We start from the raw sequence: 17,133 nt of genomic DNA, 5'->3' as shown, positions 1-17,133 counted from the left end.
AAGGTGTCACGACTTCTCCGTGCCCTTGCCGGTCTGGCCGGTTTCTTCCTCGTGTGGGAAGTGACCGTCCAGGCCGGCCTGGTCCGTAAAGAGTTCCTCCCCCCGCCGTCCGTCGTCCTCGTGACGATCTTCGAACAGTTCGGCGAGACCCAGTTCGTCCGGGACCTGATCGCCACGTTCCTCGCGTGGGCGATCGCCCTGCTGATCGCGGTCGCCATCGCGGTGCCCGCCGGCCTGCTGCTGGGCAGCATCCCCGGCCTGCGTACGGCGACCGCGGTGGTCATCGAGTTCCTGCGGCCGATCCCCGCAGTCGCGCTGATCCCGCTGGTGCTCCTGCTGATCGGGGGCGGGCCCGAGGCGAAGATCACGCTGGCCGTGTACGCCTCGTTGTGGCCCATCATGTTCAACACGATCTACGCGCTCGGCGAGATCGACCCCGTGCTGCTGGAGACCGCGAAGGCCTGCGGTACCAGCAAGTTCCGGACGCTGACGTCGGTGGCGCTGCCGCATACCGCGCCGTTCGTGTTCACCGGGGTGCGGCTGTCCGCCAACATCGCGCTGATCGCGGTGGTCAGCACCGAGTTCCTCGCCGGAGCCAAACTCGGCATCGGCAACTTCATCATGCAGGCCAGCACCGGCTCCACCAGGTTCGACCTCGTGCTCGCCGGCACCGTGGTGGTCGGCGCGCTCGGCTTCCTCATCAACGGCGGGCTCGAGATGATCGGCAGGCGGGCGTTCCGCTGGAGCACGGTCGACCGGGAGGCGGTCTCGTGACGACCCTCACGCTGACCAGCCGCGTCGGCAGGCGCGTGGGCCGGGGTATCGGCATCCTCGTCCGCAACTGGCTGCTCTTCTTCGCCCTGCTGGGGATCTGGGAGCTCGCGACCCGGCTCGCGGAAAGCCCGTTCTTCCCGCCGCCGACCGAGATCCTGAGCGCCTCGGTGAAGCTGTGGTTCACCGGCCCGGCCTCTCAACTCTTCCTGACCGACACGGTGTTCGACAACGTCCTCCCGAGCCTCGGCCGGACGCTCGGCGGCTGGCTGCTGGCCGGTGCGTTCGGTGTCGCGCTGGGTGTCCTCTTGGGACGGTCCAAGCACGGGATGGACTACGTCGGGCCGCTTTTCGCGTTCTTCCGCTCGGTGCCGCCGCCCGCGCTGATCCCGGTGTTCATCGTCCTTTTCGGACTCGGGCCGGGTATGCAGACCGGGTCGATCATCTTCGGCGCGATCTGGCCGGTGCTGCTCAACACCGTGGACGGCGTCCGGTCGGTGGACCAGGTGAAGATCGACACCGCGAAGTCGTTCCGGACGCCGCGGTCGTACTGGGTGCGCTCGATCGTGCTGCCCGCCGCGGGGCCGAAGATCTTCGCGGGCCTGCGGCTGAGCCTGTCCATTTCCCTGCTGCTGATGGTGATCTCGGAGCTGGTCGGCTCCTACAACGGCATCGGCCGCTCCCTGATGGACGCCCAGCAGGCGTTCGACTTCCCGCTCATGTGGTCGTGGCTGGTCCTGCTCGGACTGCTCGGCTTCGGGTTCAACGCGGCCTTCCTCGCGGTGGAGCAGAGAGTGCTTCGCTGGCAGCCCACCCGCAACGGCCGTATCTAGCTTTCGAAGGGTCAGCAAGATGTCAACCATGCTCGAAGTCTCCGGGCTGAACCACCGGTACGGCGCGGGAGAAAAGGCGCACATCGCGGTCAACGATCTGTCGTTCACCGTCGAGGCGGGACAGCTCGCGAGCATCGTCGGCCCGTCGGGCTGCGGCAAGTCCACGCTCCTGCGCTGCATCGCCGGCCTGATCAAGCCGACTTCCGGCCGCGTCAGCCTGCACGGCGACGACGTCTCCGGCGTGCCGGAGGATCTGGCCGTCGTGTTCCAGGACTACAGCCGCTCGCTGTTCCCGTGGCTCTCGGTCGCGAAGAACGTCGAGTTCCCCTTGCGGTGGCGCAATTTGAGCCGCACGGAGCGCCGGACGCGGGCGCAGGAGGCACTGGAGTCGGTCGGCCTGTCCGGGGTCGGCTCGAAGTTCCCGTGGCAGCTTTCGGGCGGTATGCAGCAGCGCGTGTCGATCGCGCGGGCGCTGGCCAGCCGTCCCGCCCTGCTGCTGATGGACGAGCCGTTCGCGTCGGTCGACGCGCAGACGCGGTTCGAACTCGAAGACCTGACGCGGCGCGTGCAGCGCGAGAACGGGAGCACGGTCCTCGTCGTCACGCACGACATCGACGAGAGCGTCTACCTGTCGGACCGCGTGCTGGTGCTGTCGAAGTCGCCCGCGAAGATCGTCGCGGACCTGCCGGTCGGGCTGCCCGCGGAGCGGGACCAGATCACCACGCGCGAGTCCGCCGAGTTCGTGACGCTGCGCGGTGAGGTCGCGCGGCTGCTGCACGGTGGCGCCCCGGAAGCGGCCGCCGCCGCTTCGGACGCGGCCGAGTACGAGCTGGCGCAGCAGGAAGCGGCCGCCGACGCCGAAGCCGAGGTGCGCGCCAAGAGCTCCTGACGCGTGCAATGAACGGTCCGTTCCTTGCAAATTTTGCAAGGAACGGACCGTTCATTGCGTGTGCGGCTCAGTACAGCGTGCGCGGGTTCGCGTCGATGCGGACGTGCACCAGATGCGGCCGCTCGTCCGGCAGCGCGGCCTCCAGCGTCGGCTTGAGGTCTTCGGCCTGCTCGACGACCGACGTGTTCAGCCCCAGGCTCTTCGCCAGGGCGGGGAAATCGATGCCGCCGAGGTCGACGCCCGGCACCTTCTCGCCGCCCGCGGCCTCGCCGAGGATCCGCACGGCGGCGTACTGCGAGTTGTCGAAGATCACGAACGTCACCGGCAGGTTGTGCTGCGCCGCCGTCCACAGTGCCTGGACGCAGTACATGCTCGACCCGTCGCCGAGGATCGCGACCACCTTGCGGTCCGGGCGGGCCAGCGCGGCGCCGACGGCGGCCGGGAGACCGTAGCCGAGGGTCCCGCTGGCGACGGTGAGGAAACCGGTGTCGGTGGACTTGATCGGCAGGTGGTCGTGCAGGTCGTTGCGGTGGCTCGGGGTCTCTTCGACGACGATCGCGTCGTCCGGGAGGACTTCCGAGATCACGGAGTAGGCGAAGGCCGGTGTGATCGGCGTGACCGCGGCGGGCTTTTCCAGCCTGGTGCGGGGTTTCGGCGCTTCCCGCGGCGCGGCGCGGTCCAGCAGGGCGCGGATCGCGAGCTTCGGCGTCGCGCGGATGCCGGTGCCTTCCGCCGCCCTGGCCAGGATCTGCTCGTCGTCGCTGACCAGGAACAGCGGCGGCAGCGCGGTTTCCGACTCGCCGCGGTACACGTGGTAGGTGAACGCCGGGGCCCCGATGACGACCACGAGATCGTGGTCGGTCAGCGCGCTCGCGAGCATTTTCCGTTCCGGCTGAAGGAATCCGAAGAACTGCGGGTGGTCCTCGGGGAAGGAGCAGCGCGCCCCCATCGGCGGCGCCCAGACCCCGGCGCCGACCTTCTCGGCCAGCTCGACGACGTCCGGCACGGCGCCTTCACCGTCGATACCGGGGCCGACCACGATCGCCGGGCGCTCGGCGGCGTCCAGCGCCGACACCAATTCGTCCAAAGCGGACGGATCGGGCGCGAAACCGCGGATCTGCGGCCGGGACACGATCGGCTTCGTGGTCTCGACGTCCCAGTCGTCCACGGGCACCGAGACGAACACCGGACCCATGGGCGCCTGCGTCGCGACGTGATACGCCCGCGCCAGCGCCGCCGGGACGTCCTCCGCCCTGGCGGGCTCGCAGCTCCACTTCACGTACGGCTTGGGGAAGTTCGCCGCCTCGACGGCACCGAGGAAGGGATCGTCCGGCAGCAACGACCTGGTCTGCTGGCCGGCGAGGATGATCAGCGGGGCGTTGTTGCGGTACGCGGTGAAGATGTGCCCGAGCGCATGCCCGACCCCGCCCGCGGAATGCAGGTTCACGAGCGCCGCGCGCCTGCTCGCGCGGGCGTACCCGTCGGCCATCGCGACGACGGACGCCTCGTGGAGCGCGAGCACGTAGGTGAAGTCGTCGGGCCACTCCGTGAGAAAGGCGATCTCGGTCGTCCCGGGATTGCCGAAAACGGTGGTCAGGCCCAGATCGCGCAGCAGTTCCCTGGTCGCGTCACGTACGGTGCGGGTAGCCATGGCCACACGCTATCTGGTCGGTACCCGATAGTTGAAGATGCAACCTCGTATCACCGTGTGTGGTCTGGACCTGACCCGGCGCGTCCGGCCTACTCCTTGACCAGCGCCGCCCACTCGCGCACGGCGGCGACGTCCACATCGGACTCCCAGCCACCCGGCCGGACCGCGCTGCCGACGTGGAACGCGCCGACGCCGCCCGCCCGCAGCAGGTGCACCTGCTGTGCCCGCAGGCCACCGCCGACGAGCAGCCGCGGCCCGTCCTCGCGCCGGGCGAGCCGCTGCAGGACCGAAAGCCCGTGCGCCACCCCGTGCGGATGCCCGGCCGCGAGCACCGTGTCGCAGCCGAGCGCGGTCAGCTGGTCGTAGGCGCGCAACGGATCCCGCGCGCGGTCGATGGCGCGGTGGAACGTCCACGGCAGCCCGTCTAGTTCCTTGACCAGTGTCTCGCAGGCGTCCACGTCGACTTCGCTTTCCAGGTCGAGGAAACCGAAGACGAACTCGCGCGCGCCCGCGTCGATCAGGCGCCCGGCGTCCGCGCGCAGCCCGTCGAGGTCGCCGGCGGCGAAGGACATGTTGTCGCGCAGCATCACCCGCACCGGGAGATCGGTGGCGGCGAGTACGTCGCGCAGCGTCCCGACCGACGGCGTGAGACCGTCGCTGGCCATGTCGCTGACCAGTTCGAGGCGATCGGCCCCGCCCTCCTGTGCGCGCTCCGCGTCCACCGCGGTCAGCGCGATCACTTCCAGCAGGCCGGTTTTCGGGCTCATGGACCTTCCAATTCGCTCAAGCCGAGGGGTTGTCGTCACCCCTGGCGTGACGACCGCGCCGGAAACCGCCTTGCAGGCTGGTCATCCGTTCGCGGACCGCTTCGGGGGAAAGTGAGAGTATCGGCCTCTCCCCCCGCGGTTTCTCCGGCCTGTCGTCCTGCGATCGGGCCTCGGGGACGACGGCGGGCAGCACCGGCCAGGTCTCCTCCGCCCCGTCCTCCTGTTCCAGCTCGGCGGGCGTCGGCCAAGCGGGCTCGGGCTCCGGCGCCTTTTCCTTGGGCTCCAGCGGCTTCAGCGTCGGCTCGGTCGGCTCGTCCGGATCCTGCGCGGGTTCCTCGGGCACGGCGTTCTTCACCGGTTCGAACGACGGCAGCGAGGGCGGGCCGGGCTCGGCGGGCGAAGGTCCTTCGCGCGGGCCTCCGTGGTCGAACCACTGCGAAAGCACGCTCTGGTACTTGGGCATCCGCTCGGTCGGCGAGTCCAGTTCGAGATGGTTGACGGCGTCGTCGTCCGAAGACGGCCACTCCGGCGGGGTCTCGCGTTCGACGACCGGGGCGCGCCGCAGCGGCCCGGGGTCCAGCACGGGCGCGAACCGCGATTCGTCCGCGCTCTCCTGGGGTTCGGGCAGCGGCGGGACTTCCAGCGGCGGTTCGGGTTCCGGCTCCGGCACGACGACGGTGACGGGCGGGGGTTCCGGCAGCGGGGCCGGCCGCGGCGCTTCGACGATGAGCTCGGCGGGCACGACGACCACCGCGGTGATCCCGCCGCCGTCGGCGGACCGCAGGCGGACGTCGATGTGGTGCCGGACGGCCAGCGTCGCGACCACGAACAGGCCCATCCGCCGGGAGACCTCGACGTCGACCTCCGGCGGGTTCGCCAGCCGCGTGTTGGTCCGGTCGATCTCCGCCTGCGGCATGCCGGCGCCGTGGTCGGTGATCTCGATCTGCCATTCGCCGCGGTCGGTCTCGTGCCCCTCGACCTGCACCATCGTGCTCTGATCCGAATAGCGGGTCGCGTTCTCCAGCAGCTCGGACACCACGTGCACGAGGTCGTTGACGGCCTCGCCGCGCACCGCGATCCGTGGCGCCGCACCGAGTTCGATCCGCTGGTAGTGCTCCACTTCCGACAGCGCGGCGCCGATGATCTCGTCGGCGACCACGGCGCCGCCGTCTTCACGGACGACGTCGGTTCCGGAGAGCACCAGCAGGTTCTCGCTGTTGCGGCGCATCCGGGTGGCGAGGTGGTCGAGCTCGAAGAGACCGGCGAGGGTGTCGGGATCCTGTTCGTCGGCCTCCATGCGGTCCAATACGGACAGCTGCCGCTCGACGAGATCCTGGCTCCGCTGCGACAGGTTCACGAACATCGCGTTGATGTTCTCCCGCAGCATGGCCTGTTCGCCCGCGAGCCGGACGGCCTCGCCGTGCACCGCGTCGAACGCCCTCGCCACCTGGCCGAGTTCCTCGCGGCTGAACACCGGGACCGGCGCGACGGCCAGCCGCCGCCGCAGGTTCTCCGGCTGCGGTTCGGGATCGCTCAGCAGGCCTTCGACGGCCGCCGGGAGCTGGTGCTCGGCGACCTGGAGCGCACTGCGGCGCAGGATCCGCAACGGCCGCAGCAGTGACCGCGCGATGATCACTGAAAGCACGCCTGCGACGAGCAGCACGGCGAGCACGATGCCGCCGTCCCAGATCGCGGAAGTCCTCGCGCGCGCCGCGAGGGCGTCGGTGCGTTCCTGGAGCTGGACGAGCAGCGCCTGCTGCACCTGATGGGCCAGATTGACCGTGTACGTGGCCGAGGTGTCCCACTGGTTCGGGTCCAGCCCGGCCAGCCCCTGGTCGTTCTCGGCGCGGATGAGCGCCGATTCCACCATGTCGTTGCCGATGTCGACGATCAGACCGATGACCGTGTCGTCGTACATACGCTGCTGTTCGGGCGTCGCGAAGGTGCGGTAGTCGCTGCGGGCGGCGGCGAGTTCGGCCTCCGCGCCGAGCAGCGCGCGGGTCCGGTCCCGGTTGAGCCCGCCCTGCGCGAGCGCGGCCGCCATGATCGCGCGTTTGACCGACATCTGGTCCTTGACCCGGGCGAGCGCGTTGCCCGCGAGGCGGAGCTTCCCCAGATCCGGGTCGGAGACGTCGGCCGCGGTGGCGTCGCTGATGTCGAGCAGGCCGGAGATCAGCTCGCTGTAGGACCGCAGTACCGCGTCGGCGGGGAAAGCGGAGTGTTCCGCGGAAAAGCGCAGCCCGGTCAGCACGCGCAGGCGGTCGCTGGTCTGCTGCAGGCTCGTCGCGGCCTTGTCGCCGAGCCTGCTCTTGCTCTCGCCGAGTGTGCGGTCGAACGTGCCGATGGCTTCGTCGGCACGTTTGCGCTGTTCGGTCAATTCGGAAAGATCGCCCTTGCGATCGCCCGCGACGAACCGGACGGTGAGGTCGCGTTCGCGCTGAAGCTGATGCACCGCTTCGGCGACGGTGCTGTCGACCCGGCCGCGGGTGGCGAATTCGGCCAGCTGCCGCGCGTCCCGCAGATCCGAGTTGACCCGGAGCCCGACGAGGGCGACCACCGCGAGCGCGGGAATCAGGAGTACCACGAAGAGTTTGGTACGCAGGTGCCAGTTCCGCAGCCGCCAGCGGCCGCCGACACGGGGATGCCGTTCCGCCGCGTCGCCCCCACGGGGACGCTTGTCGCGACGGGCCACCTGGTTTCCTTTTCCCACCACGGGACCCTTTCCCATGGCTGACATCGGGGACGAGAGCCCGAACCTACTGTAGAGTAACAAGGTTCGAGAACGATCGAAAGCCGCGCCATCCGGCGTCTCCCGCAGGCGATCGTATGGGGCACTGACCATACGATCCAGAAGGAGGAGCACATTCTCTCGGTAGGTGAGCGGTGACGAAGATGCGTGTCTTGGCGATTCCGCTGGTAGCGGCGCTGCTGGCGACCGCCGGTTGCGGAGTGTTTTCCGGCGGTGACGCAAGTACCGACGCGCCACTCGAACGGACGGAACTCCGCATCGGCGTCGGGAGCCCCATCGACACGGCACCGTTGCGGGTCGCCGTCGCCGACGGGAAGTTCACCGCCGCCGGCCTTTCGGTGACCCTCGTCGAGGTTCCCGCCGACCAGGCGATCGGCAAGCTCTCCGCCGGCGAGGTCGACCTCGCGTTCGCCAGCGACGTGTCGATCTTCCGCGCGGCCGCGGCCGGGACGGCGCTGCAGTTGCAGGGCGAGGCCTACACCGCCGGCCGCAACACCATGGCGCTCGTCACACTCCCCGGCTCCGACTACACCGAACCGACGCTCAAGAAGTCACCGAAGATCGCGGTGAACATGCTCGACGACGTCGGCGTTCTCGCGGCCCGGTCCGTACTGGCGACCGCGGGCGTCGACGTGAACCGGATCCAGTTCAAGCAGAACCCGTTCGACCGGATGCCGCAGGCGTTGCAGGCGGGCGAGGCCGACGCCGCGTGGATGGTGGAGCCGTACATCACCAGGGCCGAGAAGGAGCTCGGGGCGAGCATCCTCGCCGACGGCGCCCGTGGCGCGACCCTCGACTTCCCGATGTCGTCCTACGTTTCGATGGGCGCCTTCGGCCAGGCCAACGCCCGCACGCTCGCGGTGTTCCGGAAGGTGCTCGGCGAGGCGCAGGTGCGGGCGGGCGATCCCGCCGTCGTCCGCGACGCGCTGCCGTCGTTCTCCGACATCGACCGGACGACGGCTTCGCTGATCTCGCTCGGGACGTACCCGGTCTCACTCAACGGCATCCGGCTGCAGCGCGTCGCCGACCTGATGCACAACTCGGGCATGCTCGGCGCCCGGCTCGACGTGCAGTCGATGGTGGCGCGGCCTTAGATGTTCTCCCCAGTCGGCCTGAGGCACACGGTGCGCTCGGGCGGCCCGGAGTAGTGCAGGGCGGTGTCTTCCGACGAACAGGCGGTTTCCGACGACCCCCGCGTGACGACCGCCCGCGCCTCCGCGCTGATGTCGGTGCAGCGGACCTTCGCGATCCGCGTCTCGTGCACGACGTCGCGCAGGCAATCCCCGGTCTCGACGTTCAGCGCGAGACAGAGCGTCTTCTTGGCCGTCCGGCTGGACGAGGTCCCGTACAGCTCGAACTGGATGTAGTCCGCGTCGCGGCATTCGGACGAGCCCGTCCTCACCTCGTCGACGCGGAAGGTCGCGCGGTTCGAACTGCAACTGGCCGTCGTATAGCTCTGATTGCCGCCGGCCTCGTCGGTCAGGTACAGGCATTTGCCCGCCTCGACCGTGCCGAAACTTCCCGCCCGCGAGATCCCCCAGGCGGCCAGGCTCCCCAGGCCCAGCGCGAGTACCACACCGAGCACGATCGAGACCCTGGCCAGCACGCTCAACGGCGCCGGTTTCGGGAAGGGCGTCGGCGGTGTCGCCTCCGGCATCGGCGGCAGGGGCGCGGGCGCGTTGAACGGGTCGTACTCGGGCGTCCCGCCGGTCGGTGTAGTCGTCAAGGGTCCCCTCCAGTCACCTTGCGTACATCCTTCCACCAGCGGTGCCGCGACGGGAGCCGGTGTGGCCGGAACGTATAAAGGAGGATGTGACCGATGGCCCGCTGATCGTCCAATCCGACAAGACCGTGCTCCTCGAGGTCGACAACAGCCAGGCCGACGACGCGCGGATCGCCATCGCGCCGTTCGCCGAACTGGAACGCGCGCCCGAGCACGTCCACACCTACCGGATCACGCCGCTCGCGTTGTGGAACGCCCGCGCGGCCGGCCACGACGCCGAACAGGTCGTCGACGCGCTGACCACGTACTCGCGGTTCCCCGTGCCGCAGCCGCTGCTCATCGACATCGTGGACACGATGGGCCGGTTCGGGCGGTTGCAGATCGCGAACCATCCGGCGCACGGCCTGGTCATGTCGACCATCGACCGCGCGGTGCTGGAGGAGATCCTCCGGCACAAGAAGATCAGCCCGATGCTGGGCGCGCGTATCGACGAGGACACCGTCGTCGTGCACCCGTCCGAACGCGGACGGCTCAAGCAGGCGCTGTTGAAGGTCGGCTGGCCCGCGGAAGACCTCGCCGGTTACGTCGACGGCGAAGCGCATCCGATCGACCTGGCCGAAGTCGACTGGGAGCTGCGCGACTACCAGCGCAAGGCCGCCGAGGCGTTCTGGGCCGGCGGATCCGGCGTCGTCGTGCTGCCGTGCGGCGCGGGCAAGACCCTGGTCGGTGCCGCGGCCATGGCGCACGCGAAGGCGACCACGCTGATCCTGGTGACGAACACCGTCGCCGGTCGGCAGTGGAAGCGGGAGCTGGTCGCGCGGACCTCGCTGACCGAAGAGGAGATCGGCGAGTACTCCGGGGAGAAGAAGGAGATCCGGCCGGTCACCATCGCGACGTACCAGGTGGTCACGCGCAAGACCAAGGGCGAGTACAAGCACCTGGACCTGTTCGATTCGCGGGACTGGGGCCTGGTCGTCTACGACGAGGTCCACCTGCTGCCCGCGCCGGTCTTCCGGATGACCGCGGACCTGCAGTCGCGGCGGCGGCTCGGGCTCACCGCGACCCTGGTGCGCGAAGACGGGCGCGAGGGCGACGTGTTCTCCCTGATCGGCCCGAAGCGGTACGACGTCCCCTGGCGCGACATCGAGGCGCAGGGCTGGATCGCGCCGGCCGAGTGCACCGAGGTCCGCGTGACGCTGACGGACGCCGAGAGGCTCGCGTACGCGACGGCCGAGGCCGAGGAGCGGTACAAGCTGGCGGCGACCGCGGACACCAAGACCAAGGTGATCAAATCGCTGGTCGACCGGCATCCCGGCGAGCCGACGCTGGTCATCGGGGCCTACCTCGACCAGCTGGAGATGATCGGCGACGAACTCGACGCGCCGGTGATCCAGGGCGCGACGCGGAACAAGGAACGCGAGGAACTGTTCGACGCGTTCCGGCGCGGTGAGATAAGGACACTGGTCGTTTCGAAGGTCGCGAACTTCTCGATCGACCTGCCGGAGGCGTCGGTCGCGATCCAGATCTCCGGGACCTTCGGCTCGCGGCAGGAGGAGGCGCAGCGGCTCGGACGGCTGCTGCGGCCCAAGGGCGACGGACGGCAGGCGCATTTCTACTCGGTCGTCTCGCGGGACACCGTCGACACGGAGTACGCGGCGCACCGGCAGCGGTTCCTGGCGGAACAGGGGTACGCGTACCGGATCGTGGACGCGGACGACCTGCTGCGCCCGATGTAGGGGCTTCGCTTCGGCTCGCGGTGGTCGTGAGTGCTCCTGCTGTCCGTGAAGGCCTCCTTGAGGGACTCTGGGTCCCTCAAGGAGGCCTTCACGGCATTTCGGGCATTGCCCCCCCCCTGGGCAAGGTGTCCTGAAGGCCTCCCTTGAGACGTTCATCGTCCCGAAGTAGGCCTTCACGGCATCCGACCACCCGCCGGCGTGTGGCAAGAGAGCAAGGGACCTTTGCTACCACTCGCGGCTCCGCCCCGGCCACAAAGTCCGTGAAGGCACCGAGCACCGCGAGTCCACTGTGGACACTCACTGGTGCACGTGTGACTCCAGCGACGCCTGAGGCGACCACCCCCGGATCCCGCAAACGGGGTATCGAAAACTGTCGGTGCTTCGAACTAGTGTTCGGTAGAGTTGACCGAACACCAGTTCGAGGGGAAGCCGATGACGATCGCACCGTTCCGACCGGGTACACCGCCAGTCCAGACCCTGCCGCCCGGCCGGTGGCACGGCCGGATCTGGGTTTCCGACCTGCCATTGGCCAGGCCGGAGCGCTACACCGGCTGCGTCGCCGAGTTCGACCGGTCCGGGCTGTGGCCGGTGCTGATCCCGCACGACCAGCGTTTCGCGGCCAACGGCGAGGACTGGATCGACGACCGCGGCAGGCTCGCCCCCGCCGACCACCGGATCGACTCGGTGGATCCGGCCGAGGTGCTGGCCCGCTGGTGGGACACGTCTTGCTGCGACGGCGCCTGCCTGCGCCCGTTCGGCGCGAAGTTCCCCGGCCTCGCCCGCCGTCCGTCGCGCCGGGCGGATCCGCTGGCCGAGGCGGGTAACACCGGGTCGATCCTGGCCGCCCGCGGGCAGCACCGGCTGGCGCTGGTGCAGACGGAGCGGCCGGCCGACATCCCGGCGATCCTCGGCTGGACCGGCATGATCAAGGCGACCGATCAGGTCCACGAGCTCTCCGCCGTCCTGCGCAGCTGGGAAGACCGCTTCGGCGCGACGCTCACGGTGCTGGGCTTCGATTCCATGGAGCTGTCGGTGGCCGCGCCGCCGCGGACCCAGGGCCGTGCGCTCACGGTCGCCGCCGAGCACCGCTCGTTCTGCCTGCCGTCGTTCGCCGGTCAGCCGGGCAATCTGCGCGAGTTCGCGTCCACCCTGGTGCAGACCCGCCGGTGGCGGTTCTCGTGGGCGTGAGTGGTCGTTTATCGCGAGAAGAGAGGGGGAATCAGGGCGACACGGGAAGGCGGTGATCGACGTCGCGGAGCTGAGGATCGGCACTTCGGGCTGGCGCTACCCACCGTGGCGCGGGGACTTCTATCCCCGCGGTCTGGTGCAGCGGCGCGAGCTGGAATACCTGTCGTCCCGGATGAACTCGGCCGAGATCAACGGCTCGTTCTACTCGCTGCAGCGTCCCGAGCGGTACCGCGCGTGGGTCGAGCAGACACCGGACGACTTCGTCTTCGCCGTCAAGGGCGGCCGCTTCATCACGCATCTGAAGCAACTGCGCGACGTCGAGACGCCGCTGGCGAACTTCTTCGCCTCCGGCGTGCTGGCGCTCGGCCGGAAACTGGGGCCGTTCCTCTGGCAGCTGCCACCGCGGCTGGCGTTCGACGCCGAGCGCGTCGAAACGTTCTTCAAGCTACTGCCGCGCACCAGCCATGCCGCCGCCAAGCTCGCGAAGCGACACGACGACAAGCTGAAGGCCGAACCGCATACCGATCCGAGCCCTCGCCGGAAGCTCCGCCACGCCGTCGAGGTGCGGCATCCGAGCTTCGCCGAGCCCGAAAGCCTGGAACTGTTCCGGAAACACGACATCGCGCTCGTGGTCGCCGACACCGCGGGCAAGTTCCCGTTCATCGACGAGATGACGAGCGAAGACTTCGCGTACGTCCGCCTGCACGGCGACGAGGAGCTGTACGTCAGCGGCTACAGCGACAAGGCCCTCGGGAAGTGGGCCCGGAAGATCAAGAGCTGGGGCCGCGACACGTACGTCTACTTCGACAACGACGTCAAGGTCGAGGCGCCGAAGAACGCGATCGCCCTCGCGGAACTCCTGGCTTGACCGGCGCAAGCTGCACAGTCAGCGCGCAGTGAGCGGTGTCCGGTTTAGTGGCCCTCGAGGTCACGGGCGTACTCGCGTGCTGTGCCTGGGGGTCGGCACGCCGGGCGCCCGTGCCTCACTCAGTCTTGACGGTTTCGCCGACGAGCGACGCCAGCTTGGTGCGGACGTCCTCGGCGTCGGGATGCGAAAGCTCGGTCAGCACCCGCACCGAACGCAGCCAGCACTCACGCGCCGACGAGGGATCACCGAGCCGCAGATGGATTCCGCCGAGCTGGGCCAGCACGTCGGCCGCCTCGTAGAGCTCGCCGTGGGCGAAGAACATCTCGACGGCGCGGCGCATACAGGCGATGCCCTCGTCGCCGCGGCCGAGCCCGACCAGCGCGGTTCCCTTGGTGTGCAGGGTGAAGCGGGCTTCGTCGGGGAGCGCGTGCGCCTCCAGCGCCAAGGCCTGGTCGGCGAAGTCGAGCGCCTGCTCGAAACGACCGGCCTGGGTGCAGATGTCGCCGAGGGCCTGCAGTGCGCTGGCCTCCATGCCCGCGCCGACGTTGCTCTCCCGGATGAGCCGCAACGCGCGCGTGCCGTAGTCCCAGCCCGTGTCGGGATCCTGGCTGGCCAGCGTGAGGTTGTAGAGGGCCCGCGCCTCGCCTTGCCGGTCCCCGACCTGTCGTTGCAGCTCGACGACCTGCTTCAGGTAGGCGATGCTGTCCTCGTATTGGCGGGCGACCCCGCAGGCCACGCCGAGCCCGCTGAGCATGGCGGCCTCGCCGGAACGGTCCCCGAGGTCGCGGGCGGCGCGGAGCGCGACCCCGAACACCGAACGCCAGTCATCCAGCCGGGCCCGCACGATGAAGTACGACTGCAGCAGCCACGCCAGCTGCCAGCATTCCCGGTACCGCCGCTCCCGGTACGCGATGTTCACCGCGGCGATGAGGTTCCCCGCTTCCTCGTCGAACCAATCGAGCGCCTGTTCGTAGTGCCCGAACTTCAGCCCGGCTCCGTCGAACCGCTCCGGCTGGACGAGCCGGTAGTGCCGTTCCGGACGCAGAAGCCTCGACGCGTTCAGCGCGGAGGCGAGCGACGCGTGGAGCAGTCTGTCCAGCACGGCCGTCCGCTCCTCGGGCCCGTCGAGCTTCGCCGAGAGTTCGGCCGCGTACGCGCGGATCAGGTCGTGGAACTGGTACCGGCCCGGCTTGGACCGCGCGATCAGATGCGCGGAAGCGAGTTTCGCCAGATCCTCGTGTGCTTCCGCGATGTCGACGCCGGCCACCGCCGCGGCCGCGGGCACGCTGAAGTCGCCGCCGGTCGGCAGGCCGAGCAGCCGCAGCATCCGCGCGGCCCGCTGGTCGAGCGCCCGGTACGAGTAGGAGAAGACGGCCCGGATGTTCGTCTCGTCGCCGTCGGCGAGGTCGAACGAACCCAACCTGTCCTGTTCGGCCTCCAGCAGCCGGACGAACTCGCCCAGCGCGAGGTCCGGGAACTGCGCCGCCCGCACCGCGAGGATCCGGATGGCCAGCGGCAACCCGCCGCAGTACCGGACGAACCGTTCGGTGGCTTCGGGGTCTTCGGCGATCCGGTCCAGCCCGATCGTCGACGCGAGGAGCGCGATCGCGTCCTCGTCCGGCAGCTCCTCCAGCGCGACGCGCCGGGCGCCGTGGGTCGCGACGAGCGCCTGGAGCTGCCATCGGCTGGTCACCAGCACCAGGCAGCCGGGGCCCGGCAGCAGCGGCCGGATCTGCTCGGTGCTCCCCGCGTTGTCGAGCAGGATCAGCATCCGGCGGCCCGCGCTGTACGTGCGCCACGTGGCCGCGCGCCCGTCGACGTCGGCAGGGATCCGGTCGGCGGGGACGCCGACGGAGACGAGCATGGTTTCGAGCGCGGCGGCGGGCTCGACCGGCTCGCCGGGACCGTAACCGCGCAGATTGAGATACACCTGCCCGCCGGGGAAGCGATCGCCGACCTCGTGCGCGAAGTGGACGGCGAGCGTCGTCTTGCCGATCCCACCCATGCCTTCGATCGAGGCGATGGACGTCGACCGTTCGGTGTCCAGCGCCTCCGGGACGAGCCCGTGCAGTGCCTTGAGGTCGCGTTGGCGGCCGGAGAACACCCGCAGATCGGCGGGGAGCTGGCGAGGGATCAGCGGCTCGGCGCCGAGCCGGTAGCGCGTCAGCTCGGAGTCCAATGTGGTCTCGACGGACTCCTCGCCGGTCAAGATCGCCTGGTGCGCCCGCTGCAGCGACGCGCCGGGGTCCAGGCCGAGCTCTTCGGCCAGCACCGCGCCGATCCGGCGGTAGACGTTCAGCGCCTCGGCCTGCCTGCCGGAGCGGTAGAGCGCGATCATCAGCTGTTCGTGCAGCCGCTCCCGCAGCGGGTTCTCGCGGCACAGCCTGATCAGCTCGGGCACGACGACGTTGTGCTCGCCGAGCGCGATGAGCGCGTCGGCCCACTGCTCGCACACTCGTAACCGCTCTTCACCCAGCTGGTCGGCTTCGTCCCGAAGCAGCGCTTCGGAGTGGACGCCCTGCAGGGCCGGGCCGCGCCATTCGGACAAGGCCGCGGCGAACCGGCCCGCGGCTCCGCGCAGGTCGCCGTCCCGCGCGGCCTCCGCACCGGCCGCGGCGTGAGCGCGGAAGCGGGCGAGGTCGAGCAGGCTTTCGTCGAGTTCGAGCAGGTAGCCGCCCCGTTCGGTGCGGATGGTGACCTCGTCGCCGAGCGCGCGGCGGACCCGCAGGACGTAAGTTTGCAGCGCCCCCTTGGACCGTCGCCGGTCGTCCGGCCACAGCCAGCGGCCGAGCTCCCCGACCGGTACCACCGTGTTCGCGCGCAGCAACAGGCCTGCCAGCACGATGAGCGGCCTGCTGCCGCCCAAGGGCACCGGCAGCCCGTCCGCCGTGACCTCGGTGGGCCCCAGCACGCGAAAGTCGAGTGCCACGTCGCTCATTCTGTCCGGAACCGACGGAATCGGCACGCGATTCCCGCGGTGGCATGATCGGTGCCGATGGACGTCTACGCTATCCCCCTGCGCACGCGGTTCCGGGGCATCACGGTCCGCGAGGGGCTGCTGATCCGCGGTGAAGCGGGCTGGGGCGAGTTCTGCCCGTTCTCCGACTATTCCGACGCCGAGAGCGCGCCGTGGCTCGCGTCGGCGCTGGAGGCGAGCGAGCGCGGCTGGCCGTCGCCGGTGCGGGACAGCGTCGAGGTGAACGCGACCGTGCCGGTGGTGTCGCCGGAGAAGGCGTTCGAGCTCGTTTCCGCTTCGGGCTGTCGCACGGCGAAGGTGAAGGTCGCCGACCCGCGGGTGAGCCTCGCCGAAGACTGCGCCCGGGTGGAGGCGGTGCGGGCCGCGCTGGGCCCGCGGGGCGCGGTCCGCGTCGACGCCAACATGGCCTGGGACGTGGACACCGCGGTCAAGGCCATCGGTGAGCTGGACCGCGCGGCCGGCGGGCTCGAATACGTCGAGCAGCCCTGCCCGTCGATCGGCGAACTGGCCGCCGTCCGGCGCCGGGTCGGGGTGCGGATCGCCGCGGACGAATCGATCCGCCGGGCCGAGGATCCGCTCAAGGTGGCCGTCGCGGGAGCGGCCGACGTCGCCGTGCTGAAGGTGGCGCCGCTGGGCGGGGTGCGGCGCGCGCTGGAGGTCGCCGAAGCCTGCGGCCTGCCGTGCGTGGTGTCGTCCGCCGTCGAGACGAGCGTCGGGCTCGCCGCCGGGCTGGCGCTCGCGGGCGCACTGCCCACTTTGGACTTCGCGTGCGGCCTGGGCACGATGTCGTTGCTCACCGGGGACGTCTGCGGCGACTCACTGTCCCCTGTGGACGGTCGGCTGCCGGTGCCGCTTCAGGCTCCCGCTCCCGATCTGTTCGCCGCCCACGCTGCCGCTCCGGACGTCCGGGCGGCCTGGGAAGCCCGCCTCACCCGCGTCCGCACCCACCTCCCGATGCAATGAACGGTCCGTTCCTTGCAA

Annotated in this window: 13 protein-coding genes; 8 read left to right on the top strand and 5 right to left on the bottom strand. The window is 70.0% G+C overall.

Features of this window, described 5'->3' with window-relative positions:
• Window positions 1–3: 3 nt before the first annotated feature.
• From AVR91_RS17145 to AVR91_RS17135, 3 genes are read left to right on the top strand one after another with little or no spacing between them, the layout of a single operon-like run.
• A complete protein-coding gene (locus AVR91_RS17145) occupies window positions 4–774 on the top strand; it encodes an ABC transporter permease (RefSeq protein WP_063277350.1) in 771 nt (256 codons plus the stop codon).
• Entirely contained in the window at window positions 771–1,604 is an 834-nt protein-coding gene (locus tag AVR91_RS17140; protein ID WP_063277351.1) for an ABC transporter permease, read from the top strand. The genes AVR91_RS17145 and AVR91_RS17140 overlap by 4 nt, the downstream gene beginning before the upstream one ends.
• A gap of 19 nt (window positions 1,605–1,623) precedes the next feature.
• Window positions 1,624–2,493: an ABC transporter ATP-binding protein gene (locus tag AVR91_RS17135; RefSeq protein ID WP_063277352.1), complete on the top strand. Its 870-nt coding sequence runs from the start codon at window positions 1,624–1,626 to the stop codon at window positions 2,491–2,493.
• A 67-nt stretch (window positions 2,494–2,560) separates the two neighbouring features.
• Here the strand turns inward: AVR91_RS17135 and mdlC are convergent, their stop codons facing one another.
• The 3 genes from mdlC to AVR91_RS17120 all read right to left on the bottom strand — a co-directional run bounded on the left by mdlC (window position 2,561) and on the right by AVR91_RS17120 (window position 7,603).
• Window positions 2,561–4,144: a benzoylformate decarboxylase gene (gene mdlC, locus AVR91_RS17130; RefSeq protein WP_063277353.1), complete on the bottom strand. Its 1,584-nt coding sequence runs from the start codon at window positions 4,142–4,144 to the stop codon at window positions 2,561–2,563.
• A gap of 89 nt (window positions 4,145–4,233) precedes the next feature.
• Window positions 4,234–4,911: a copper homeostasis protein CutC gene (locus AVR91_RS17125; protein ID WP_016337588.1), complete on the bottom strand. Its 678-nt coding sequence runs from the start codon at window positions 4,909–4,911 to the stop codon at window positions 4,234–4,236.
• Window positions 4,912–4,927: 16 nt separating this feature from the next.
• On the bottom strand, window positions 4,928–7,603 hold the full coding sequence (locus tag AVR91_RS17120) for a sensor histidine kinase (protein ID WP_211282728.1): 2,676 nt from the start codon (window positions 7,601–7,603) through the stop codon (window positions 4,928–4,930).
• 191 nt (window positions 7,604–7,794) lie between these two features.
• On the opposite strand from AVR91_RS17120, the gene AVR91_RS17115 reads away from it, so the two are divergent.
• Window positions 7,795–8,754 carry an ABC transporter substrate-binding protein gene (locus tag AVR91_RS17115; protein ID WP_143254024.1) on the top strand — a complete coding sequence of 320 codons (960 nt, stop codon included), beginning with the start codon at window positions 7,795–7,797 and terminating at the stop codon, window positions 8,752–8,754.
• On the opposite strand, the gene AVR91_RS17110 is transcribed toward AVR91_RS17115, so the two are convergent.
• On the bottom strand, window positions 8,751–9,386 hold the full coding sequence (locus AVR91_RS17110; RefSeq protein WP_063277355.1) for an LppU/SCO3897 family protein: 636 nt from the start codon (window positions 9,384–9,386) through the stop codon (window positions 8,751–8,753). The two genes, AVR91_RS17115 and AVR91_RS17110, sit on opposite strands and share 4 nt — an antisense overlap.
• Window positions 9,387–9,472: 86 nt before the next feature.
• Here AVR91_RS17110 and AVR91_RS17105 point away from each other — a divergent pair, with 86 nt between their 5' ends.
• The 3 genes from AVR91_RS17105 to AVR91_RS17095 all read left to right on the top strand — a co-directional run bounded on the left by AVR91_RS17105 (window position 9,473) and on the right by AVR91_RS17095 (window position 13,175).
• Window positions 9,473–11,119 (top strand): DNA repair helicase XPB, encoded by a 1,647-nt coding sequence (locus AVR91_RS17105; RefSeq protein WP_063277356.1) that lies wholly within the window; start codon window positions 9,473–9,475, stop codon window positions 11,117–11,119.
• Window positions 11,120–11,551: 432 nt separating this feature from the next.
• A complete protein-coding gene (locus tag AVR91_RS17100; RefSeq protein ID WP_063277367.1) occupies window positions 11,552–12,307 on the top strand; it encodes a DUF4253 domain-containing protein in 756 nt (251 codons plus the stop codon).
• A 52-nt stretch (window positions 12,308–12,359) separates the two neighbouring features.
• Window positions 12,360–13,175: a DUF72 domain-containing protein gene (locus AVR91_RS17095; RefSeq protein WP_063277357.1), complete on the top strand. Its 816-nt coding sequence runs from the start codon at window positions 12,360–12,362 to the stop codon at window positions 13,173–13,175.
• 115 nt (window positions 13,176–13,290) lie between these two features.
• On the opposite strand, the gene AVR91_RS17090 is transcribed toward AVR91_RS17095, so the two are convergent.
• Window positions 13,291–16,104, bottom strand: coding sequence for an AfsR/SARP family transcriptional regulator (locus tag AVR91_RS17090; RefSeq protein ID WP_455577837.1), 2,814 nt, complete (start codon window positions 16,102–16,104; stop codon window positions 13,291–13,293).
• 66 nt (window positions 16,105–16,170) lie between these two features.
• Here AVR91_RS17090 and AVR91_RS17085 point away from each other — a divergent pair, with 66 nt between their 5' ends.
• On the top strand, window positions 16,171–17,115 hold the full coding sequence (locus tag AVR91_RS17085; RefSeq protein ID WP_063277359.1) for an o-succinylbenzoate synthase: 945 nt from the start codon (window positions 16,171–16,173) through the stop codon (window positions 17,113–17,115).
• Window positions 17,116–17,133: the final 18 nt, after the last annotated feature.

This window comes from Amycolatopsis keratiniphila subsp. keratiniphila (assembly GCF_001620365.2).
GTDB classification, from domain to species: domain Bacteria; phylum Actinomycetota; class Actinomycetes; order Mycobacteriales; family Pseudonocardiaceae; genus Amycolatopsis; species Amycolatopsis keratiniphila.
This window is presented reverse-complemented; position numbering and strand designations above follow the sequence as displayed.